The sequence below is a fragment of the Pseudomonas sp. FW305-E2 genome, from assembly GCF_058782925.1.
This window is the reverse complement of sequence record NZ_JBYSYE010000005.1, coordinates 142,881-165,068: the sequence shown is the minus strand read 5'-3', so window position 1 is coordinate 165,068 and position 22,188 is coordinate 142,881. Positions and strand designations below refer to the sequence as shown.

Sequence of the window (22,188 nt, the reverse complement as noted above, 5' to 3'; positions counted from 1 at the left end):
GCCGCAGTTGACGACGACCAAGCAAAGGCGTCCGATAGAAGGCCTTTCCCGATCCCGACTACAGGAGTGCGAGATGGCCAAGCGTATCCAGTTCAGCCAGCATGGCGGCCCGGAAGTGCTGCAGTTTGTGGAATTCGAACCCACCCCGCCCGGGCCACAGCAGGTGCGTGTGCGTAACCATGCGATCGGCCTGAACTTCATCGATACCTACTTCCGAAGCGGGCTGTATGCGCCGCCGTCCCTGCCTTCTGGCCTGGGTACCGAAGCGGCAGGTGTGGTAGAGGCCGTGGGCGAAGGCGTGTCCCGGCTGAAGGTAGGAGACCGTGTGGCACATGCCGGCGGCCCGCTGGGCGCCTACAGCGAGGTGCATACGCTACCGGAAGCCAACCTGGTCAAGCTGCCGGACACCATCAGCTTCGAGCAGGCGGCAGCGGTGATGCTCAAGGGTTTGACCGTACAGTACCTATTGAAGCAGACCTATGAGGTGAAGGCGGGTGATGTGATCCTGTTCCATGCCGCAGCCGGTGGTGTAGGGTCGCTGGCCTGCCAATGGGCCAAGGCCCTGGGCGCCAAGCTGATCGGCACCGTGAGCTCTGCCGAGAAGGCCGAACGGGCTAAAGCGCTGGGGGCTTGGGCCACCATCGACTACAGCCATGAAGATGTGGCCAAGCGCGTACTGGAGCTGACCGACGGCAAGAAATGCCCGGTGGTGTATGACGGCGTGGGTGCCGACACCTGGCTGACCTCGCTGGACTGCCTGCGCCCGCGTGGGCTGATGGTGAGCTTTGGCAACGCTTCCGGTGCGGTGAGCGGGGTGAACCTGGGGATCCTGGCGCAGAAGGGCTCGCTGTATGTCACCCGGCCGACCTTGGCCACCTATGCCAACAATGCCGAGAACACCCAGGCCATGGCCGATGACCTGTTTGCGATGATTGCGAGCGGGAAGCTGGTTGTGGATATCCAGCAGCGGTATCCACTGAGCGAGGCGGCCAAGGCGCAGGCAGAGCTGTCGGCGCGGCGGACTGTAGGATCGACTGTACTAATCCCCTGAGCCACACACATCCCCTGTAGGAGCGGGTTTACCCGCGAAGAAGCCACCGCGATGGATGGCACCGGCTTTGCCGGTGTTCGCGGGCAAGCCCGCTCCCACAGGTACTGCGTCGGCCTCGATAGCAGCACTATGCCTTGGAGCCTGGGCGTGACGGCGGTGGCGTCGACTCGATGCCATCGAGTATCGCCTCGATCACACCCTCTGCCATCTCAATCGCATGCAGGTTCGACCAGAACATGCCACGGCCTTCTTCACGCATGTAGTCCAAAGCTTTGTAGCCGGTTTCGTAAGCGCTGCGCAGGTACAGGGCTACGTGGACCAGAGCGTCCTCGGCAGAAATGTTTGGGTTGACGGTGAAGAGTGGATCGTGGCCGGCATCGCAGCGGCCGAAGGGGCGGGTGGAGGTGCATGGGAGAGGTGGATCGGGGACTATTTTCTTCATCATTGGAAAATGCTCCTCAAGGCCGCCAACCCTCACTACCACGTGAATGGGTGGCGACTGTACGCGAGGTGGTAGACCCGGGCATTTTCCAATCCAGGCAGGCTCGAAAGCCTCCCACGCACAGCCACCATAGACTGTCATGGAAAAAATGCATCCGGGCTACCACACCCGATCGCCAAGTTATTCGGCGACGGATAGAGCCTAGAGGCAGAGGTTCCCACTTAGAAGGTGATGGAAGGAGACGCGGTTCGTAGGATATTTCCGAAGTGCCCAGCTGGACAGACATTTTGGTAAAAATCAGAAAACCCTGCGGTGGATTTGGCCCTAACCTGTGGGCATGCCCACAGGGGCCCGAGTCCCGAGCCAGGCCTGTGGATAGGTATCAACCCGGGCGAACGACTTCGCCGGTTGCCAGGTTGCGAATCACACTCGGGTTCTTCCGCCCGCCCAGCGCCCCACCCAGCACCAGGTCCAACTGGCCATGGAAGTACTGCTCAACCCGCAAGCGGGTCTTCGCCGCCGGGCGCCCGCCAGGGTTGCACGAGGTGGAAATCAGCGGCCCCACCAGCGCGCACAACTCACGCACCACCGGGTGATCACTGACCCGCAGCGCTACCGTGTCATGCTGCCCGGTCACCCATTCGGGCAACAGGTCCTGGTGCGGCACCAGCCAGGTGTTCGGCCCCGGCCAGGTGCTGCTCATGCGGTCGATCCAGTCCTCGGGGAAGTCCTCGAACAGGAAGTCGAACTGACGGATATTGTCAGCGATCAGAATCAGCCCTTTATCCACAGGACGCGACTTCAGCGCCAGCAGGCGATACACCGCGTCCTCGTTCCATGGGTCGCAGCCCAGGCCCCAGACCGCTTCCGTCGGGTAGGCGATCACCGCGCCCGCCCGGATCTCACGTGCGGCTTGTTGCACACGAAAACTGCTCACCATTGCTGTTTCTCCGCCTGAATACCTTGCTTGTGCGCAGTGTACTTAGCCCGCGCGGGCAAACCAACGCCCGGCTTCATTGCTGACCCGGCCTTCCAGCTCCAGCTCGGTCAACTGCGCCAGCACGTCGGCCAGCGGCTGCTCGCTGCAGTGGGCCAGGCTTTCACTGGTCTGGGGTGCGGCATGCAGCAGGGCGAGCAGGGGGTGGTCGAACCTGTCCACAACCGCAGGCGGCAGGTTCTGCCAGCCCTGCAAGCTTTCCAGGATCTGCTCCACAGTTTCCACCAGCAGCGCCCCATCACGAATCAGCTGGTGGCAGCCCTTGGCCCCCGGGTGATGAATGGAGCCCGGAATGGCGTACACCTCACGGCCTTGCTCTGCGGCCAGGCGCGCCGTGATCAGCGAGCCACTGGCGAGGCTCGCCTCAACCACCAGTACACCTAGCGACAGGCCACTGATGATGCGGTTGCGCCGTGGGAAGTTGCCGGGCAGTGGCCCGGCGTCCAGCGGATACTCGGAAACCAGCGCACTGCCGTTGTCGATCATCGCCTGCGCAAGCTCTTGATGGCGCTGTGGATAAAGTTTTTGCAGCCCCGTACCGAGTACGGCAATCGTGCACCCACCGGCCTGCAACGCGGCCCGATGAGCGGCACCGTCGACACCTACCGCCAGCCCGCTGGTAATGGTGAAACCAGCCTGCGCGAGGTAGCGGGAAAATGCCCGGGCGGTGTCGAGCGCCGGGGGTGTGGCACGTCTGCTGCCCACGATCGCCAACTGAGGACGATCGAGCAAGGCTGGTTCGCCAGCGACAAAAAGCAGCGGCGGGGCATCGTCGATTTCTGCCAGCAAGGCTGGGTAGTCTGGGCCGTCCCACATCAGCAAATGCTGGCCAGGGCGCTCTAACCAGGCCATTGCGGCGAGCGCGCCCTCGCGTACCTCGGCACTGCGCCGGGCATCGATGGTAGCCTGGGGGATGCCCAACGCTCGCCAGGCCGAACCGGGAGCGCTAAGCGCACTAGAGGCGCTGCCGAACGCATCCAGCAAGGTGCGAAAACGTCGCAATCCTGTCTCGGGCAAGCGATGCAGACGTAATCGGGCCTCCAGTTCAGCAGGCGGGCAGAGCGACGAATGGTAACTGGGCATGGGGATCGTCCTTGATCGAAACAGGGCCATCTACGTGGCACAACCTGTGGATAACTCTGTGAGTAACACTTTGAAAAGCTGTCCATTGATTGGGGGCTATCAAGCCCATAGTCACCCTAGACGAGCTTGCCAGGTGCCGAAATCCCCGTTTCCCTTTATTATGTGTGCTCAGTTTTCAACCGAACGCACAGTGACTGCCTGACCTTATGGCCATCTTGAACATTCTCGAATTCCCGGACCCGCGCCTGCGCACCCTCGCCAAACCGGTGACGGAGTTCGACGACGCCCTGCGTCAGCTGATCGACGACATGTTTGAAACCATGTACGAAGCCCCTGGCATCGGCCTGGCCGCTACCCAGGTGAACGTGCACAAGCAGGTTGTGGTCATGGACCTCAGCGAAGACCGCAGCGAACCGCGCGTCTTCATCAACCCGTCGGTCGAAGAGCTGACCCATGACATGGGCCAGTACCAGGAGGGCTGCCTGTCGGTACCGGGCTTCTACGAGAACGTCGACCGTCCGCTGCGTGTCCGGGTCAAGGCCCAGGACCGCGACGGCAAGCCGTTCGAACTGGAATGCGAAGGCCTGCTGGCGGTGTGCGTACAGCACGAATTCGATCACCTCAACGGCAAGCTGTTCGTCGACTACCTGTCGCAGCTCAAGCGCGACCGGATCAAGAAGAAGCTGGAAAAGCAGCATCGCCAGCAAGCCTGATCCCCACCTTCCTGAAGGCTTGCTCCGGCAAGCCTTTTTCTTTTTTGAAGCGAGAACTCCATGCGCATCGTCTTTGCAGGCACTCCAGAGTTTGCCGCCGAACACCTCAAGGCCCTGCTCGACAGCCCCTACGAGATCGTGGCCGTCTACACCCAGCCCGACCGCCCGGCCGGCCGTGGCCAAAAGCTGATGCCAAGTGCGGTCAAGGCACTGGCCGTGGCCCATGACATCCCGGTGTTCCAGCCGCAGACCCTGCGCAATGCCGATGCCCAGGCCGAACTGGCCGCACTGAAACCAGACCTGATGGTAGTGGTCGCCTACGGCCTGATCCTGCCGCAGGTGGTGCTGGATATCCCGCGCCTGGGTTGCATCAACAGCCACGCGTCCCTGCTGCCACGCTGGCGCGGTGCCGCGCCGATCCAGCGTGCCGTGGAAGCCGGCGACGCCGAAAGCGGCGTGACCGTGATGCGCATGGAAGCCGGCCTGGACACCGGCCCGATGCTGCTCAAGGTCGTCACCCCGATCAGCGCCGAGGACACCGGCGGCACCTTGCACGATCGCCTGGCCGAAATGGGCCCGCCCGCAGTCGTTCAGGCCATCGCCGGCCTGGCTGACGGTTCGCTGCAAGGCGAAATACAGGACGATGCCCTGGCCACCTACGCGCACAAACTGAACAAGGACGAAGCGCGTATTGACTGGACCCGCCCGGCCGTCGAGCTGGAACGCCTGATCCGCGCCTTCAACCCATGGCCGGTGTGCCACAGCATGCTGGACGGTGAAAGCGTCAAGGTGCTGGCCGCCAACCTGTCCACAGGCCAAGGCGCCCCGGGCGAGATACTTTCCGCCAGCAAGGACGGCCTCGTAGTTGCGTGCGGTGACCAAGCCCTGAGCCTGACCCGCCTGCAACTGCCTGGCGGCAAGGCATTGAGCTTCAGTGACCTGTTCAACAGCCGCCGCGAGAAGTTCGCCGCCGGCAAGGTGCTGGGCCAATGAACCCACGCCTCGCCGCCGCCCGTGCGCTTGCTGCTGTGCTCAGCGGCAAGGCTTCGCTGAACAGCTCGCTGCCGGCGCAACTGGACAAGGTAGATGAACGCGACCGCGGCCTGACCCAAGACCTGGCGTTCGGCACCGCACGCTGGCAGCCACGCCTCGACCTGCTGGCCGCACAGCTGCTGCAAAAACCCTTCAAAGCAGCCGATGCCGATGTTCAGGCGCTGCTGCTGGTCGGCCTGTACCAGCTGTTCTACACGCGCATTCCGGCCCATGCCGCCATCGGCGAGACCGTGGGCTGTGCCGACAAACTGAAGAAGCCGTGGGCCAAGGGCCTGCTCAATGCCGTACTGCGCCGTGCACAGCGCGAAGGCGAGGAGCTGCTCGCCGGCATGGAGCGCGACCCGGTGGTGCGTACCGCGCACCCGCGCTGGCTGCAAAAAGCGCTGAAAGCTTTCTGGCCAGAGCAGTGGGAAGCCATCTGCGCCGCCAACAATGCCCACCCACCGATGATTCTGCGGGTCAATCGCCGTCACCATAGCCGCGATGCCTATCTGGCACTGCTGGCCGAAGCCGGCATCGGCGCCAGCGCATGCCAGTACAGCCGGGATGGCATCGTGCTGGCCGAAGCCTGCGACGTGCGCGGCCTGCCAGGCTTCGCCGAAGGCTGGGTGAGCGTGCAGGACGAAGCTGCGCAGCTATCTGCCGACCTGCTGGAACTGGCCCCCGGTCAACGCGTGCTCGATGCTTGCTGCGCACCGGGCGGAAAAACCTGCCACCTGCTGGAGGCCGAGGCTGGCCTGGCACACATGGTGGCCATCGATCTCGAAGCCAAGCGGCTGACCCGCGTGCGAGAAAACCTCGACCGCCTACAGCTGGACGCCGAGCTGATCGCCTGCGATGCCCGCGACACTGCCAGCTGGTGGGACGGCAAGCCATTCCAGCGCATTCTGCTCGACGCGCCGTGCTCGGCCACCGGCGTGATTCGCCGCCACCCGGACATCAAGCTGACCCGCCAAGCCGACGACATCCCGGCTTTGGCCACGCTGCAAGGCGAGCTGCTCGATGCCCTGTGGCCGACCTTGGAAGTGGGCGGCATGCTGCTATACGCCACCTGCTCCAGCTTGCCGACCGAAAACACTGAAGTGATCAAAGCCTTCCTCGCCCGCACCCCGGGCGCCCGTGAGCTGGACCTGGCGACCGAAGCCGGCCTGCGCCAGCCCCACGGCCGTCAGCTGCTGGCCCAGGAAGGCGGTCACGACGGTTTCTACTATGCCAAGCTGATCAAGATCGCCGCCTCGCGCGGATAAGAACAAAGGATAGGGAGTAGCGCATGAAGATCATCATCCTCGGCGCAGGGCAGGTAGGCGGTACGCTGGCTGAACACCTGGCCAGCGAAGCCAACGACATTACCGTGGTCGACACCGACGGCGACCGCCTGCGCGACCTTGGCGACCGCCTGGACATCCGCACCGTCCAGGGCCGCGGCTCACTGCCGACGGTGCTGCGTCAGGCCGGTGCCGACGACGCCGACATGCTGGTGGCAGTAACCAACAGTGACGAGACCAACATGGTTGCCTGCCAGGTGGCCTATTCGCTGTTCCATACCCCGACCAAGATTGCACGGGTGCGCGAATCGTCCTACCTGACCCGCGAAGAGCTGTTCGACAACGACCATATCCCGGTCGACGTTCTGATCAGCCCCGAGCAGGTGGTGACCAATTACATCAAGCGCCTGATCGAACACCCAGGCTCGCTGCAGGTGATCGACTTCGCCGAGGGCAAGGCCCAGCTCGTGGCAGTGAAGGCCTACTATGGCGGCCCGCTGGTCGGCCAGCAATTGCGCCAGATCCGTGCGCATATGCCCAACGTCGACACCCGCGTGGCAGCCATCTTCCGCCGCGACCGGCCGATCACCCCGCGTGGCGACACGGTGATCGAAGCCGACGACGAGGTGTTCTTCATTGCCGCGAAGAAGGATATCCGTGCGGTGATGGGCGAACTGCGCCGCATCGACGAGACCAATAAACGCATTGTCATCGCGGGCGGCGGGCAGATCGGCGAGCGCCTGGCGGAAGCTATCGAAAGCCGATATCAGGTGAAGATCATCGAGATGAGCCCGGCGCGTTGTCGGCACCTCTCCGATACCCTCGAAAGCACGGTAGTGCTGCAGGGCAGCGCTTCGGACAAAGACCTGATGCTCGAAGAGAACATCGCCGACGCCGATATTTTCCTGGCCCTGACCAACGATGACGAAGCCAACATCATGTCGTCGCTGCTGGCCAAGCGCCTGGGCGCAGGCAAGGTGATGACCATCATCAACAACCCGGCTTATGTCGACCTGGTGCAGGGCGGCGATATCGACATTGCCATCAGCCCGCAGCTGGCTACCATCGGTACCCTGCTGGCGCACGTCCGTCGCGGCGACATCGTCAGTGTGCACTCGCTGCGCCGTGGTGCGGCCGAAGCGATCGAGGCGGTGGCACATGGCGATTCGAAGTCGAGCAAGGTGGTCGGCAAGGCGATCGAGAACATTGCCCTGCCACCGGGAACCACCATCGGCGCGATCATCCGTGACGAAGAGGTGATGATTGCCCACGACGACACCGTGATCGAATCGGGTGACCATGTGATCCTGTTCGTTGTGGATAAAAAGCACATTCGTGATGTGGAGAAGCTGTTCCACGTCGGCTTGAGTTTCTTCTAGGAGAAGAGGGCATGCGCGAATCGCTGGAGAAGATGCTGGCCAAAGGTGTGGATAACCCGCTGCTGAGGTTTGGCCTGGGCAAGGCCTGGCTGGATGAAGGCAACGGCGCTGAAGCAGCGGTGCACCTGGCGCGCTGTGTAGAGCAGGATCCGAAATACTCGGCAGCATGGAAGCTGCTGGGCAAGGCCTATCAGTTGCAGGGCGACCTGGCGGCGGCGCGCAAGGCGTGGGAAGACGGGATCGTGGCGGCGCAGGCCCATGGTGACAAGCAGGCCGAAAAAGAAATGACCGTATTCCTGAAGAAGCTCAACAGAGCAGCGGGTTGACGCGGTCCCTGTAGGAGCGGGTTTACCCGCGAATGCGTCGGTGAATCCAACATCGCATTCGCGGGTAAACCCGCTCCTACCAGAGGGCGGTGAATGGCTTAATACCAGCGCGGCTCGCCAGCCGGGCGCTTCTTGAAGCGCTTCATGCTCCACATGTACTGGCTGGGGTACTCGCGCACATAGCGCTCGACCACCTTGCTCATCGCCGCCGCCGACACATTCACGTCGGTGCTGTACATCTCCTCTGGCGCCGCCTCCAGGAACACCTTGAAGCCCGAGCCATCCGGCAACCGCAGCGCATGCAGGAACACACCTACCGCCTTGCCACCGGCCAGCATGTTCGGCACGAACTTGCTGGTCAGCGCCTGGGTGCCGAGGAACGGCACGAACACGCCCGCCGATTCCGCCGGCTCCGGGTCGGCAGGAATACCCACCTGGCCACCACGGCGCACTTCCTTGATCACGCTGAGGATGCCTTCCTTGGTCGACGGTGCCACGCGATTGCCCATCTGCACGCGCTGCTCGCGCAGCAGATCATCCACCGCCTTCAGCTTCGGCGGGCGGTAGAAGATGATCGGTTTGCACTGGTTGCAGTAGAAGTGGTTCAACACTTCCCAGTTGCCCAGGTGGCTGGTGATGCCGACCACCCCTTTTCCTGAGGCCAAAGCCTGCTCCAGCACTTCCAGGCCATGCACTTCCTTGACCAGCTCCAGCGAGCGTTGTGGCGGCCAGATCCAGGCACAGGCACTTTCGACAAAGGATTTACCGATATCCCGCAGCGCCTGGCCCACCAGTTGCTCACGGGCAACCGGGTCCATCTCCGGGAAGCACTTGGCCAGGTTGATCCGTACCACGTTGCGCGAACTGTTGGGGATTTTCCACATCAGCCAGCCAATACCGGCGCCGACACGCTGCACAGCGCCCCAGGGCAGCTTGGCAAACAGGCGCAGCACCCCGACCATCAGGGCGCCCTTGAACTTTTCCACAGGCGAATTCCTTATTTCAGCAAGGCGCGCATTGTAACCCCTCAGCGCAACAAGGCGGCGTAGCGATCGCAGTCGGTGGTGTGGTCCATGACCATGCCGGTGGCCTGCATGAAGGCGTAGCAGATGGTCGGACCGACGAACGTGAAGCCAGCTTTCTGCAAGGCCTTGCTCATTGCCTTGGCTTCATCGGTAACAGCTGGCACGTCGCCGCGCGCCTTGAAGTGGTTGATCTTCGGCGAGCCGCCGACGAACGACCACAGCCATTCGGCAGGGTTATCCACAGCCAGCCAGGCCTGGGCGTTGCGCCGCGCAGCCTTGAGCTTGAGGCGATTGCGGATGATGCCTGCATCCTGCATCAATTCTTCGATGCGTTCGTCGCCCATGGCCGCCAGCTTCACGGGGTCGAAGCCGTACATCACCTGGCGATAACGCTCGCGTTTGCGCAAAACGGTAATCCATGAAAGCCCTGCCTGGAACCCTTCGAGCAAAAGCATCTCGAAGAGCAACGCCGGGTCGCGCTGTGGCATCCCCCATTCCTGGTCGTGGTAGGCCTGGTACAACGGATCGTCGGTACACCAAAAGCAGCGTGGCATAAGGCTCCAATGAGTAGAGGGCGAGGCGAATCAGGTTATACTCCCGCTCTTTACATCCGCATCCCCAGATACAGGTGAATTTCGTGAGCCAGCCTACGCCAGCCGTGCGTACCTTCCAAGACCTGATCCTTGCCCTGCAGAACTACTGGGCAGCTCAAGGTTGTGTGGTACTTCAGCCCTACGATATGGAAGTAGGCGCCGGCACTTTCCACACCGCTACATTCCTGCGCGCCGTGGGTCCAGAAACCTGGAACGCCGCCTATGTGCAGCCGAGCCGTCGTCCTGCCGACGGGCGGTATGGCGAAAACCCCAACCGCCTGCAGCACTACTACCAGTTCCAGGTGGTGCTCAAACCGAACCCGGCCAACTTCCAGGAGCTGTACCTCGGCTCGCTGAAAGCCATCGGCCTGGATCCGTTGGTGCACGACATTCGTTTCGTCGAAGACAACTGGGAATCGCCGACCCTCGGCGCCTGGGGTCTGGGCTGGGAAATCTGGCTCAACGGCATGGAAGTGACCCAGTTCACCTACTTCCAGCAGGTTGGCGGCATCGAGTGCTACCCGGTCACCGGTGAAATCACCTACGGCCTGGAGCGCCTGGCCATGTACATCCAGGGCGTCGATTCGGTGTACGACCTGGTGTGGGCCGACGGCCCGTTCGGCAAGGTCACCTATGGCGACGTGTTCCACCAGAACGAGGTGGAGCAGTCGACCTACAACTTTGAACATGCAAACGTCGACAAACTGTTCGAACTGTTCGATTTCTACGAAAGCGAAGCCAACCGCCTGATCAAGCTGGAGCTGCCGCTGCCGACCTATGAAATGGTCCTGAAGGCCTCGCATACCTTCAACCTGCTGGACGCCCGCCGCGCCATCTCGGTAACCGAGCGCCAGCGTTACATCCTGCGTGTACGTACCCTGGCCCGGGACGTGGCGCAAAGCTATCTGCAAGCCCGCGCACGCCTGGGCTTCCCGATGGCCACCCCTGAATTGCGTGACGAAGTGTTGGCTAAGCTGGAGGCTGCACAATGAGTGCTCAAGATTTCCTGGTAGAACTGGGCACCGAAGAGCTGCCACCCAAGGCCCTCGCAAGCCTCGGCGACGCCTTCCTGGCCGGTATCGAAAAAGGCCTGCAGGCCGCTGGCCTGAACTACACCGGCAAGCAGGTATACGCCGCGCCGCGTCGTCTGGCCGTGCTGATTCGCCAGCTGGACGTGCAGCAGCCTGACCGCAGCATCAACATCGACGGCCCGCCCCTGCAGGCAGCTTTCAACGCCGAAGGCGAGCCAACCCAGGCTGCGCTGGGCTTCGCCAAGAAGTGCGGTGTCGAACTGGCCGAAATCGACCAGAGCGGCCCCAAGCTGCGCTTCTCCCAGCACATCCCGGGCAAGGCCACCACTGACCTGCTGCCGACCATCGTCGAAGATTCGCTGAACGACCTGCCGATCCCCAAGCGCATGCGCTGGGCGGCCAGCCGTGAAGAGTTCGTGCGCCCAACCCAATGGCTGGTAATGCTGCTGGGCGACCAGGTGGTCGACTGCACCATTCTGTCGCAGAAGGCCGGCCGTGAATCCCGTGGCCACCGCTTCCATCATCCGGAAACCGTGGTCATCACTACCCCGGCCAACTATGTCGAAGACCTGCGTAAAGCTCACGTGCTGGCCGACTTCGCCGAACGCCGCGAGCTGATCAGCAAGCGTACCGCCGAGCTTGCCATGCAGCAGGAGGGCACTGCCATCGTGCCGCCGGCGCTGCTGGACGAAGTGACTGCTCTGGTCGAATGGCCAGTGCCGCTGGTGTGCTCGTTCGAAGAGCGTTTCCTCGAGGTGCCGCAGGAAGCCCTGATCACCACCATGCAGGACAACCAGAAGTACTTCTGCCTGCTGGACAGCGAAGGCAAGCTGCTGCCGCGCTTCATCACCGTGGCCAACATCGAGAGCCGCGACCCGAAGCAGATCGTGCAAGGCAACGAAAAGGTCGTGCGCCCGCGCCTGACCGACGCCGAGTTCTTCTTCAAGCAGGACAAGAAGCAGCCACTGGAAACCTTCAACGAGCGCCTCAAGAACGTGGTGTTCCAGGCTCAGCTCGGCACCGTGTACGACAAGGCCGAACGTGTTTCCAGGCTGGCCGCCTTCGTTGCCCCGCTGATCGGCGGCGACGCCCAGCGCGCTGGCCGTGCCGGTCTGCTGTCGAAGTGCGACCTGGCCACCGAGATGGTCGGCGAATTCCCTGAAATGCAGGGTGTTGCCGGTTACTACTACGCGCTCAACGACGGTGAGCCGGAAGACGTAGCCCTGGCCCTGAACGAGCAGTACATGCCGCGCGGTGCTGGTGCCGAGCTGCCGCAGACCCTCACCGGTGCTGCCGTGGCCATCGCCGACAAGCTCGACACCCTGGTGGGCATCTTCGGCATCGGCATGCTGCCTACCGGCAGCAAGGACCCGTACGCCCTGCGCCGTGCGGCTCTGGGCGTGCTGCGTATCCTGATCGAGAAGCAACTGGACCTGGACCTGACCGGTGCAGTCGAGTTTGCGGTCAAGCAGTTCGGCGCCAAGGTCAAGGCCCCCGGCCTGGCCGAGCAAGTACTGGAGTTCATTTTCGACCGCCTGCGCGCGCGTTACGAAGACGAAGGCATCGACGTGGCCACGTACCTGTCGGTACGCGCACTGCAGCCAGGCTCCGCCCTGGACTTCGACCAGCGCGTACAAGCCGTGCAGGCGTTCCGCAAACTGCCGGAAGCCGAGGCCCTGGCCGCGGTGAACAAGCGCGTGTCGAACCTGCTGAGCAAGGCCGAAGGTGCCATCGCCGAGCAGGTCGAGCCGAAGTACTTCGACAATGCCAACGAGTTCTCCCTGTACTCGGCCATCCAGCAGGCCGACCAGGCCGTGCAACCGATGGCTGCGGCACGTCAGTACAGCGAATCGCTGGCCCGCCTGGCGGCCCTGCGTGACCCGGTCGATGCCTTCTTCGAGGCGGTCATGGTCAACGCCGAAGACGCCAAGGTACGTGCCAACCGTTATGCCCTGCTCAGCCGTCTGCGCGGCCTGTTCCTGGGCGTGGCTGACATTTCGCTGCTGGGGTAAGCCTTGAAACTGCTGATTCTCGACCGTGACGGGGTGATCAACTACGACTCCGATGCGTACATCAAGACGCTGGAAGAATGGGTGCCGATCCCCGGTTCGGTCGATGCGATCGCGCAGTTGAGCAAGGCGGGCTGGACGGTGGCCGTGGCCACCAACCAGTCCGGCATTGCCCGTGGCTACTACCCGCTGGCAACCCTTGAGGCCATGCACGCGCGCCTGCGCGCGCTGGTGGCCGAGCAGGGCGGCGAGGTGGGCCACATCGTGTATTGCCCGCATGGGCCGGACGAAGGGTGCGATTGCCGCAAGCCCAAGCCCGGCATGCTGCGGGCGATCGCCGAGCATTACCAGATCAGCCTTGAAGGCGTCTGGTTCGTCGGCGACAGCAAAGGTGACCTGGAGGCCGCCCTGGCCGTCGGTGCACAACCCGTGCTGGTGAAGACCGGCAAGGGCGAGCGGACCCTGGAAAAAGGCGTCCCGGAAACTACACTGATTTTCGACGATCTGGCAGCTATCGCCAGAGAACTAATTTAAACAGTGCGCCTTCTGGCGCATTTTTCTTCAGGCGGGCATGCCCCGCAATGGTACAAGCCACTATGTCGATCCTGCAGGCGATCAGAATCTTTCTTTTTTACCTGCTGCTGGGCACCAGTTCGCTGCTGTGGTGCTCGCTGAGCTTCTTCGTCGCGCCGTTCCTGTCGTTCCCCAAGCGCTACAAGTTCATCAACGTGTACTGGTGCCGCTGCGCGCTGTTTCTGGTGCGCACCATCCTGGGCATCGACTACAAGATCACTGGCGCCGAGAACGTGCCAGCTGAGCCTTGCGTGATTCTGTCCAATCACCAGAGCACCTGGGAAACCTTCTTCCTGTCCCAGTACTTCTCGCCGCTTAGCCAGGTGCTCAAGCGCGAGCTGCTGTATGTACCGTTCTTCGGCTGGGCCATGGCCATGCTGCGGCCCATCGCGATCAACCGCGACAACCCCAAGGAAGCGTTGCGCCAGGTGGCGAGCAAGGGTGACGAACTGCTCAAGCAGAAGACGTGGGTGCTGATTTTCCCAGAAGGCACCCGTGTGCCGTTCGGCACCATCGGCAAGTTCTCGCGCGGCGGTACCGCCCTGGCCGTGAATGCCGGGCTGCCGGTGCTGCCGATTGCCCACAACGCTGGGAAGTTCTGGCCCAAGACCGGTTGGGGCAAGCGTGCCGGTACAATCGAAGTGGTAATTGGTGAGCCGATGTACGCCAACGGCACGGGGCCACGTGCCATTGCCGAACTCAACGACCGCGCAGCAGCTTGGAACGAAGCGACCCAGCGGGCCATGGGATCGCTGCCGCCAGCTGCGGAAAAACCTCAGGAGCAGATGGCTTGACCTTCTGTGGATAACTTGTGTGCAGTTTTTGGATTAAATGCTTGAATTGATAGCTAAGTCTATGAATTTGCTAGTTATTTCTTTGTATGAATTTTTTCTGAAAATCGTGCATAAGTTTTTTTGAGGCATAAGAAAACCGGCTTTTACAGCCGGTTTTTTTATGGCATGTGGACATCAGACTTTGTCGATATCTACATCCTTGGTTTCTCTCAGACAGAAGATCCCAACCACCAGGCTGATCCCGGTCACCAGCACCGGGTACCACAGCCCGTAGAAGATATCCCCGGTATAGACCACCAGCGCAAACGATACGGTAGGCAGGAAACCACCAAACCAGCCATTACCAATGTGGTAGGGCAGCGACATCGAGGTGTAGCGGATGCGGGTCGGGAACAGCTCGACCATCACCGCCGCCAACGGGCCATAGGTCATGGTCGCGATCAGGATCATCGCCACGATCAGTACCACCACCATTACCTGGTTAACCTGCGCAGGGTCGGCCTTGGCCGGGTAACCAGCCTGCTCGATTGCAGCACGCATGGCGGTTTCGTCAAAGCCGTTGATGGTCTTGTCACCGATGTTGACCACCACTTCACTGCCGGCCACGCTTACCGAGCTGTACGGCAGGCCCTGCTTGACCAGGAAGGTCTTGACCTTGTCGCACGGGCTGTCAAAACGAGCCTTGCCCACTGGGTCGAACTGGAATGTGCAGCCTTGCGGGTCGGCGGTGACCACGATCGGCGCCTGACGGCTGGCAGCGTCGATCTGCGGGTTGGCGTAGTGGCTCAGCGCCTTGAACAGTGGGAAGTACAGTACCGTGGCCAGCAACAGGCCGAGCATCAGGATCGGCTTGCGGCCGATACGGTCGGACAACCAGCCAAAAAACACGAAGAACGGCGCGCCAATCACAACGCTGATGATGAGCAGGGTGTTGGCCTGAGCCGAGTCCATTTTCAGCATCTGGGTCATGAAGAACAGAACGTAGAACTGCGCCGTGTAGAAGGTCACAGCCTGCCCCGCGTTGATGCTGAACAGGGCGGTAAGCACCACTTTCAGGTTTGGCCAGGAGGTGAATGACTCACGGATGGGCGACTTGCTGACCTTGCCCTGAGCCTTCATTTTCACAAAGGCCGGCGACTCGTGCATGCTCATGCGAATCCAGGTGGAGATCGCCAGCAGCACGATCGACAGCAGGAACGGCAAGCGCCAGCCCCAGGTTTCGAACTGGTCGCCACTGACATACCGGCTACCCAGCACCACCAACAGCGACAACAACAGGCCCAACGTTGCGGTGGACTGGATGAAACCGGTATGCAAGCCACGCTTGCCGGGCGGCGCATGCTCGGCCACGTAAGTGGCGGCACCGCCATACTCACCGCCCAGCGCCAGCCCCTGAAGCATGCGCAGGATCACCAGGATGATCGGTGCGGCGATGCCGATGCTGGCGTAGGTGGGCAACAACCCCACAGCGAAAGTGGACAGGCCCATCAGCACGATGGTGACCAGGAAGGTGTACTTGCGCCCGATCATGTCACCCAGGCGGCCGAACACCAGCGCGCCAAACGGCCGCACCAGAAAGCCCGCAGCAAAGGCCATCAGGGCGAAGATGAAAGCGGTGGTATCGTTCACGCCAGCGAAGAACTGCTTGCTGATGACCGCTGCCAGCGCACCATAGAGAAAAAAGTCATACCACTCGAAAACCGTCCCGAGGGATGACGCGAAAATGATCTTGCGTTCTTCACGGCGGCTGGAGCTGCTGGCCGCCGCACCCTGCTCTTGGATGTAATCCGACATCGTTGCTGTCCTCGGCCCTTAGGCCACAGTGATTATTCTTGTTGTTCCACTGTCGGCGACTTCTGACCGCAAGCCGCCGGTACTGCACGCACCCGGGTCAGGGCGTCGGTAACGCGTCTTCGTTCAGGTAGGTCTGGGTAGCCGCTCCTTTGAGGATCAGTTGCGCCGCCTTTTCGGCGATCATCAGGGTGGGGGAACAGGTATTGCCGGACGTTATCTGCGGCATGATCGAAGCATCAGCGACACGAAGACCGGGGATGCCATGCACGCGCAGCTGGTTATCCACAACGTCCATGGCACCGTTGCCCATGCGACAGGTACCGACCGGGTGGAAGATGGTGGTGCCGATCTTGCCAGCGGCCTCGAACAGTTCTTCCTCGCTTTGCAGCGCTGGGCCCGGCAAATATTCCTTGGGCTCGAAAGCGGCGAGGGCAGGGGCCTGGACGATGCGCCGGGTAAGGCGAATGGCATCGGCAGCAACCCGCAAGTCCTGCGGAGCACTGAGGTAATTGGGGTCGATCAGCGGCGTGCTGTTCATGTCGGTGCTGCAGATGTCGATGCGCCCGCGGCTAGCCGGGCGCAGGTTGCACACCGAAGCCGTAAAGGCCGGGAACTGATGCAACGGCTCACCGAAGCGTTCCAGTGACAGCGGCTGCACGTGATATTGAAGGTTGGCGGTGGCCTGTTCAGGGCTTGAACGCACGAACGCGCCTAACTGGCTCGGCGCCATGGCCAGCGGCCCGCTACGGTCGTAGAGGTAACGCAGGCCCATGCCCATCTTGCCCCACAGGCTGTTGGCCATCTGGTTCAAGGTACGGGTGTTGCGGATCTGGTAAATCAGGCGCAGTTGCAGGTGGTCCTGCAAGTTGCCACCAACGCCTGGCATATCGTGGCGAACACCAATACCCAAGCTTTCCAGCAACTGACGCGGGCCGATGCCGGAGCGCTGGAGGATGCCCGGAGAACCAACCGCCCCAGCACAGAGAATGATCTCGCGGCGCGCCGCAAACTCATGCCAGGTCCCTTGCCAGAGCGCCTTCACCGCCCGTGCGCGGGTGTTGTCGAGCAGTACCTGGTCAACCTGCACGCCGGTCAGCACAGTGAGGTTGGCGCGATCCTTGATCGGCCGCAGGAAAGCTTTGGAAGCGTTCCAGCGCACACCACTGCGCTGGTTGACCTGAAAATATCCACAACCCTGGTTGTCGCCGGTGTTGAAATCGTCGACCTTGCCAATACCACTCTGCTCGGCGGCATCACGGAAAGCATCAAGGATCGGCCAGCTGTAGCGTTGGCGCTCGACCCGCCATTCGCCCACCGCGCCATGGTGCTCGCTGGCGCCGGCAAAGTGGTTTTCGCTGGCCTTGAACAGGGGTAACACATCTTTCCACGCCCAGCCGTCGTTGCCTTGCGCGGCCCAATGGTCATAGTCGGCGGCTTGGCCCCGCATGTAGATCATGCCGTTGATCGACGAACAGCCACCTAGCACCTTGCCCCTTGGATAACCCAAAGCGCGACCGCCGAGGCCAGGCTGTGCCTCGGTCTTGAAGCACCAGTCTGTGCGCGGGTTGCCGATGCAGTAGAGGTAACCGACGGGGATGTGGATCCAGGGATAATTGTCGCGGCCCCCCGCCTCCAGCAGCAGCACGCGGCAGGAAGGGTCGGCGGACAAACGATTGGCCAGCAGGCATCCGGCGGGACCGGCCCCTACGACCACGTAGTCGAAGACAGAATCGGCTGATGGCATGTGCAACCTCGCGCCTGTTTTTTATTCTTGTCCCGATCCATCTTAGTGAGTAATTTCGTGGATGAAACACGAGATTTCGCGCAGCCGCTGTGCGTTTTAGCACAGTGGCAAGCCTGTACCGACCTTTTCGCGGGCTCGCCCGCACCTCAGGGATCACGTTACCTTCAGGGTGTTCACCGCACCTGTGGGGCATGCCCGTGAAGAGGCCGGAACGAACTGCCATAAAGGACAAGCATGTTCGACTGGAATGATCTGCGGTTTTTCCTCGAGTTGCAGCGCAGCGGCCGCCTGCTGACCGCCGCCAAGCGCCTGAACACTACCCACAGCACCGTGGCCCGGCATATCGAGAGCATCGAGCAGAGCCTGGGGACCGCGCTGTTCGTGCAGCATGCCCAGGGCTACGAGCTGACCCCCTCGGGCCAAGCCCTGCTCAAGCATGCCGAAGCCATGGAGAACGTCGCCTTGCTGGCACAAGAGGAAATCACCCAGGCCATCACCCCGCTGGGCAAGATTCGTCTGGGGGTAACCGAAGGCATCGGCATCATGTTCTTCACCCCACGCATGAACGCGTTGTTCGAGCGCTACCCCGGCCTGGAGGTGGAACTGGTAGCGGTGCCGCGTTTCGTCAGCATCCTCAACCGCGAGGCAGAAATCAGCATCCATCTGGAGCGACCCAACGCCGACCTGCTGATCACCCGCAAACTCACCGACTACCGCTTGGCGCTGTACGCCAGCCAGGACTACCTGGACCGCGCACCGCCACTGCGCAACCGCGAAGACTTGGCCCGGCACAGCTGGATCGGCTACGTCGACGATTTGCTGTTCAGCCAGGAACTGCTGTTTCTCAACAGTTTCTGCCGAGCACCCACCGTGGTGTTTCGCAGTACGAGCGTGATCGCCCAGCAAGCTGCCGCCCGCGCCGGGCTGGGCATCGCCGTGCTGCCCAACTACATGGCCCGCCACGACCCGACACTGGTGCGCGTGCTGCCGGGTGAGACCATCCAGCGTAGCTACTGGATCTGCACCCGACGCGAGCTGCACAAGTCTGTGCGCCTGCGGGTGGTGTGGGACTACCTGCTGGCGTTGTGCGCGGCCGAACAGAGCGAGTTGCTAGCCGAGTAGCGCTTTGCCCGCCAACAACAGGGCAGCGGCCCAACCTGCCACGGCAAACATCTGCTGCAGACGCGGCCCGGCCAACCTGGCTGCCAAGGGTCGCGCCAGCAGCAGACCGAGCACCGCGCCGACGGCAAACGGGGCGCCAACCTGCCAGTGCATGACGCCCGCAAGGCTGGCGCTGACCACACTGCCGGTAGAGACCAAGGCAATCACCGCCAGCGAAGTGGAAACGATGCTGGCCATGCGCAGGTTGGTGTAGCGGTTCAGGGCAGGGATGATGACGAACCCCCCACCCACGCCGAGCAGGCCGGACAACAACCCGGACAAGGCACCCGTGAATGCCAATGCGCGCGCGCAGGGTAGGGTCCAGCGCAAACGCCCCTGCAACGGGTTCAGCACACACGGCTCGATAAAGCGATGAGCGTCATTGGCTTCGCCACGCAGTTCTTTGGCCGCCTTGCGCCATATGCGCAGGCAGGCATAAACCAGCACGCCAGCGAATACCACCTGCAACGGTGCATTCGGCAGGCGGTGCGCCAGCATCAGCCCGAACGGCGCTGCTGCCACACCAACCAACGCAATGAACAGCGCAGCCCGATAACGTACCAGCCCTTGGCGCAAGCCCAGCACTGCGCCAACCGCTGCAGCCAAACCTACAGCCAACAGGCCCACCGGTGCCGCTTCGACCATCGATAACCCCAGGCCGAACACCAGTAAGGGTACAGCGAGAATGCCACCGCCTGCGCCGGTCAGCGCCAGCACAGCGCCGATGATTGCGCCAAGGCCCGCCCCTAACAGTTGATGCTCGATCACTGCCCACCCTCGGCTACCAGCTGCGGGCGTGCCAACCACTCGCGCCCCTTGAGCATGCCTTGCCAGTACAACGGTGGCAGCGCCTGTGCCTTGAGCAGCCAGGCCAGGCGTGTCGGCTTGCGGCCATCGAGTAACCAGTTGGGGAAGCTCGGTGCCAGCTTGCCGCCATAGGTGAATTCGGCCAGGACGATCTTGCCGCGCTCGACGGTAAGCGGGCACGAGCCATAGCCGTCGTACTGGGCCAGGGTCGCCAGCCTGCCCAGCGCCACCAGCACATTGTTGGCGACCACCGGTGCCTGCTTGCGGGCCGCAGCGGCGGTCTTGGCATTGCTGGTGTTAGCCACGTCACCCAAGGCATGAACGTTGGTGTATTTGCGATGGCGCAGGGTATGCGGATCGACGTCAACCCAGCCGGCGCTATCAGCCAAGGGGCTTTCGCGAATGAAGTCTGGCGCCACCTGTGGCGGTACCACGTGCAGCATGTCGAAGGCCTCGATGCGCGTTTCGCTGCTGCCATCGGGCAGGGTACGCAAGAATGTAGCGCGCTTTCCCGGGCCGTCTACGGCAACCAACCTGTGGGAGAAGTTGAGGTCGACGGCGTATTTTTCGATGTACTTCATCAGCGCGGGCACGTAATCCGCGACACCGAACAGTACGGCACCCGCATTGTAGAAGCTGGCTTTCACCGCCCCCAGATGGCCATGGCGCAGCCAGTGGTCACAAGACAGATACAGCGCCTTCTGTGGTGCACCGGCGCACTTGATCGGCATGGGCGGCTGGCAGAACAGCGCGCGTCCTTGCTTGAGCTTTTGCACCAGTTCCCAGGTATAGGGCGCCAGGTCGTAGCGGTAGTTGGAGGTGACACCGTTGCGGCCCAGGGTCTCGCTGAGCCCATCGATGGCCGCCCAGTCCAGCTTGAGGCCGGGGCAGACGATCAGCTGTTCATAGCTGATGGCGCGAGCATCATCGAGGATGACCAACTGGCCCAACGGGTCGAATCCTTTTACCCGCGCCTTGACCCAGCGCACACCGCGAGGAATGGTCGACGCCATGGTGCGAGCAGTGCTGGGTGCCTTGAACACACCGGCACCGACCATGGTCCAGCCGGGTTGGTAGTAGTGCACTTCGGCAGGGTCGATCAAGACGACGTCCAATGATGGGTCGCGGCTGATCAGGCTGGAAGCAGTGGCGATCCCGGCGGCACCGGCACCGACGATGACCACCTTGTGGTGGTCGGTATTGGCAGGGGACAACAAGGCAGGCATGGCGGCAAATCCTGGAAATCTGATTATGGGGGCAGGGCGGTTACAGCTTGTTCAGCGGGATCTTCAGATAGCTCACGCCGTTCGCCTCCGGAGGGGGTAGTTGGCCGCTACGCATGTTCACCTGCACCGAAGGCAGGATCAGTACGGGCATTTCGAGCGTCTTGTCACGGGCTTCGCGCATGGCAACGAAGCTGTCCTCATCGATACCCTGATGGATGTGAATGTTGCTGGCGCGCTGCTCGGCGACAGTTGTGACGTACTGCATGTCGCGGCCACCCGGCAGGTAGTCGTGGCACATGAACAACCGAGTCTGGTCGGGGAAAGCCAGCAGGCGACGGATTGAGCGGTACAAGGTGCGGGCATCGGCCCCGGGGAAGTCGCAGCGGGCGGTGCCGTAATCGGGCATGAACAAGGTGTCTCCAACGAACACCGCGATCTCGCCGGCATCTTCGATCATGAAACTCATGCACGCGGGTGTGTGCCCAGGCGTGTGCAACGCACGGGCCTGCAGGTTGCCAATACGGAAACCTTCCTCATCTTCGAGCAGCACATCGAACTGGCTGCCATCACGGGCGAAGCCGGGCTCTGCGTTGAACAAGGCGCCAAACACTTTCTGCACCTGGGTAATGTGCGCGCCAATTGCGGTATGGCCGCCCAGCTTTTCTTTCAGGTAGGCAGCCGCTGAAAGGTGGTCAGCGTGCACATGGGTTTCCAACACCCACCGCACGCTGGCGTTCAGTTCATTCACACGCTCGACCAAGCGATCAGCCGAAGCGCTACAGGTGCGCCCGGACTTGGGGTCGTAATCCAGCACGCTGTCGATCAATGCGCATTGTCGGGTTTCACGGTCCATGACCAGGTAGCTGATGGTCGAGGTCGCCTCGTCGTAGAAGGCGTCCACGTGAAGGTTGTTGCCGATGATCATCACGTTCTCCAATTTATCCGCCCCGCCTTGTACAGGCGTAGGCAGTGACAGGAGCTTTATCAAGATGCATGCCAGGCTTTTTGCCACTCACTGGCCAATAAAACCGGCCAGTTGCAGACCGCTGCGGGCAAAACTGGCAGCCCAGGTGGCAGTCGACTGACAGCCAATGGCAGTGTTTGGCAGTCCTTGTTACCCTG

The 22,188-nt window shown here is 62.1% G+C and carries 21 protein-coding genes; 11 read left to right on the top strand and 10 right to left on the bottom strand.

Annotated features, from left to right (window positions below; genetic code table 11):
• Positions 1 to 73: 73 nt before the first annotated feature.
• Positions 74 to 1,051: an NADPH:quinone reductase gene (locus AC3WLP_RS07240; RefSeq protein ID WP_003253102.1), complete on the top strand. Its 978-nt coding sequence runs from the start codon at positions 74 to 76 to the stop codon at positions 1,049 to 1,051.
• A 127-nt stretch (positions 1,052 to 1,178) separates the two neighbouring features.
• On the opposite strand, the gene AC3WLP_RS07235 is transcribed toward AC3WLP_RS07240, so the two are convergent.
• The 3 genes from AC3WLP_RS07235 to dprA all read right to left on the bottom strand — a co-directional run bounded on the left by AC3WLP_RS07235 (position 1,179) and on the right by dprA (position 3,573).
• Complete coding sequence (locus tag AC3WLP_RS07235) at positions 1,179 to 1,496, bottom strand: hypothetical protein (RefSeq protein WP_088512651.1); 318 nt, start codon at positions 1,494 to 1,496, stop codon at positions 1,179 to 1,181.
• Positions 1,497 to 1,875: 379 nt separating this feature from the next.
• Positions 1,876 to 2,433 carry an L-threonylcarbamoyladenylate synthase type 1 TsaC gene (tsaC, locus tag AC3WLP_RS07230; protein WP_014859478.1) on the bottom strand — a complete coding sequence of 186 codons (558 nt, stop codon included), beginning with the start codon at positions 2,431 to 2,433 and terminating at the stop codon, positions 1,876 to 1,878.
• A 42-nt stretch (positions 2,434 to 2,475) separates the two neighbouring features.
• Positions 2,476 to 3,573: a DNA-processing protein DprA gene (gene dprA / locus AC3WLP_RS07225; RefSeq protein ID WP_011953121.1), complete on the bottom strand. Its 1,098-nt coding sequence runs from the start codon at positions 3,571 to 3,573 to the stop codon at positions 2,476 to 2,478.
• Between the two features lie 206 nt (positions 3,574 to 3,779).
• Here dprA and def point away from each other — a divergent pair, with 206 nt between their 5' ends.
• From def to AC3WLP_RS07200, 5 genes are read left to right on the top strand one after another with little or no spacing between them, the layout of a single operon-like run.
• Complete coding sequence (def, locus tag AC3WLP_RS07220; RefSeq protein WP_003253111.1) at positions 3,780 to 4,286, top strand: peptide deformylase; 507 nt, start codon at positions 3,780 to 3,782, stop codon at positions 4,284 to 4,286.
• A 60-nt stretch (positions 4,287 to 4,346) separates the two neighbouring features.
• Positions 4,347 to 5,279, top strand: coding sequence for a methionyl-tRNA formyltransferase (gene fmt / locus AC3WLP_RS07215; RefSeq protein ID WP_003253113.1), 933 nt, complete (start codon positions 4,347 to 4,349; stop codon positions 5,277 to 5,279).
• Positions 5,276 to 6,586 (top strand): 16S rRNA (cytosine(967)-C(5))-methyltransferase RsmB, encoded by a 1,311-nt coding sequence (rsmB, locus tag AC3WLP_RS07210; protein ID WP_003253115.1) that lies wholly within the window; start codon positions 5,276 to 5,278, stop codon positions 6,584 to 6,586. Before fmt ends, rsmB begins: the two co-directional genes overlap by 4 nt.
• A gap of 23 nt (positions 6,587 to 6,609) precedes the next feature.
• Positions 6,610 to 7,983, top strand: coding sequence for a Trk system potassium transporter TrkA (gene trkA, locus AC3WLP_RS07205; protein ID WP_003253117.1), 1,374 nt, complete (start codon positions 6,610 to 6,612; stop codon positions 7,981 to 7,983).
• Between the two features lie 11 nt (positions 7,984 to 7,994).
• Positions 7,995 to 8,309: a tetratricopeptide repeat protein gene (locus AC3WLP_RS07200; protein ID WP_003253119.1), complete on the top strand. Its 315-nt coding sequence runs from the start codon at positions 7,995 to 7,997 to the stop codon at positions 8,307 to 8,309.
• A gap of 98 nt (positions 8,310 to 8,407) precedes the next feature.
• On the opposite strand, the gene AC3WLP_RS07195 is transcribed toward AC3WLP_RS07200, so the two are convergent.
• Both AC3WLP_RS07195 and AC3WLP_RS07190 read right to left on the bottom strand, forming a co-directional pair.
• Complete coding sequence (locus AC3WLP_RS07195) at positions 8,408 to 9,295, bottom strand: lysophospholipid acyltransferase (protein WP_003253121.1); 888 nt, start codon at positions 9,293 to 9,295, stop codon at positions 8,408 to 8,410.
• 41 nt (positions 9,296 to 9,336) lie between these two features.
• Complete coding sequence (locus tag AC3WLP_RS07190) at positions 9,337 to 9,888, bottom strand: DNA-3-methyladenine glycosylase I (RefSeq protein WP_003253123.1); 552 nt, start codon at positions 9,886 to 9,888, stop codon at positions 9,337 to 9,339.
• Positions 9,889 to 9,971: 83 nt separating this feature from the next.
• Here AC3WLP_RS07190 and glyQ point away from each other — a divergent pair, with 83 nt between their 5' ends.
• From glyQ to AC3WLP_RS07170, 4 genes are read left to right on the top strand one after another with little or no spacing between them, the layout of a single operon-like run.
• Entirely contained in the window at positions 9,972 to 10,919 is a 948-nt protein-coding gene (gene glyQ, locus AC3WLP_RS07185; RefSeq protein ID WP_003253126.1) for a glycine--tRNA ligase subunit alpha, read from the top strand.
• The gene (glyS, locus tag AC3WLP_RS07180; RefSeq protein WP_088512650.1) at positions 10,916 to 12,970 is read left to right on the top strand and encodes a glycine--tRNA ligase subunit beta; all 2,055 of its coding nucleotides are present in this window, start codon (positions 10,916 to 10,918) and stop codon (positions 12,968 to 12,970) included. The genes glyQ and glyS overlap by 4 nt, the downstream gene beginning before the upstream one ends.
• Before the next feature lie 3 nt (positions 12,971 to 12,973).
• A complete protein-coding gene (gmhB, locus tag AC3WLP_RS07175) occupies positions 12,974 to 13,501 on the top strand; it encodes a D-glycero-beta-D-manno-heptose 1,7-bisphosphate 7-phosphatase (RefSeq protein WP_088512649.1) in 528 nt (175 codons plus the stop codon).
• Positions 13,502 to 13,548: 47 nt separating this feature from the next.
• Positions 13,549 to 14,334, top strand: coding sequence for a lysophospholipid acyltransferase family protein (locus AC3WLP_RS07170; protein WP_010951467.1), 786 nt, complete (start codon positions 13,549 to 13,551; stop codon positions 14,332 to 14,334).
• A 174-nt stretch (positions 14,335 to 14,508) separates the two neighbouring features.
• Here AC3WLP_RS07170 and AC3WLP_RS07165 read toward each other — a convergent pair whose 3' ends face one another.
• Positions 14,509 to 16,128, bottom strand: a complete 1,620-nt coding sequence (locus tag AC3WLP_RS07165) for an MFS transporter (RefSeq protein ID WP_011953118.1) — start codon at positions 16,126 to 16,128, stop codon at positions 14,509 to 14,511.
• Between the two features lie 97 nt (positions 16,129 to 16,225).
• Positions 16,226 to 17,872, bottom strand: a complete 1,647-nt coding sequence (locus tag AC3WLP_RS07160) for a GMC family oxidoreductase (RefSeq protein WP_088512648.1) — start codon at positions 17,870 to 17,872, stop codon at positions 16,226 to 16,228.
• 234 nt (positions 17,873 to 18,106) lie between these two features.
• Between AC3WLP_RS07160 and AC3WLP_RS07155 the strand changes: the two genes are divergently transcribed.
• The gene (locus AC3WLP_RS07155; protein ID WP_088512647.1) at positions 18,107 to 18,994 is read left to right on the top strand and encodes a LysR family transcriptional regulator; all 888 of its coding nucleotides are present in this window, start codon (positions 18,107 to 18,109) and stop codon (positions 18,992 to 18,994) included.
• Here AC3WLP_RS07155 and AC3WLP_RS07150 read toward each other — a convergent pair.
• Genes AC3WLP_RS07150 through AC3WLP_RS07140 form a run of 3 tightly spaced genes read right to left on the bottom strand, consistent with a single transcriptional unit; the run spans position 18,983 to position 21,991 of the window.
• Positions 18,983 to 19,801, bottom strand: coding sequence for a sulfite exporter TauE/SafE family protein (locus AC3WLP_RS07150; RefSeq protein WP_014589206.1), 819 nt, complete (start codon positions 19,799 to 19,801; stop codon positions 18,983 to 18,985). The two genes, AC3WLP_RS07155 and AC3WLP_RS07150, sit on opposite strands and share 12 nt — an antisense overlap.
• Positions 19,798 to 21,066: an NAD(P)/FAD-dependent oxidoreductase gene (locus tag AC3WLP_RS07145; protein WP_088512646.1), complete on the bottom strand. Its 1,269-nt coding sequence runs from the start codon at positions 21,064 to 21,066 to the stop codon at positions 19,798 to 19,800. Before AC3WLP_RS07145 ends, AC3WLP_RS07150 begins: the two co-directional genes overlap by 4 nt.
• Before the next feature lie 40 nt (positions 21,067 to 21,106).
• Positions 21,107 to 21,991, bottom strand: a complete 885-nt coding sequence (locus AC3WLP_RS07140) for an MBL fold metallo-hydrolase (RefSeq protein ID WP_003253146.1) — start codon at positions 21,989 to 21,991, stop codon at positions 21,107 to 21,109.
• Positions 21,992 to 22,188 lie beyond the last annotated feature (197 nt).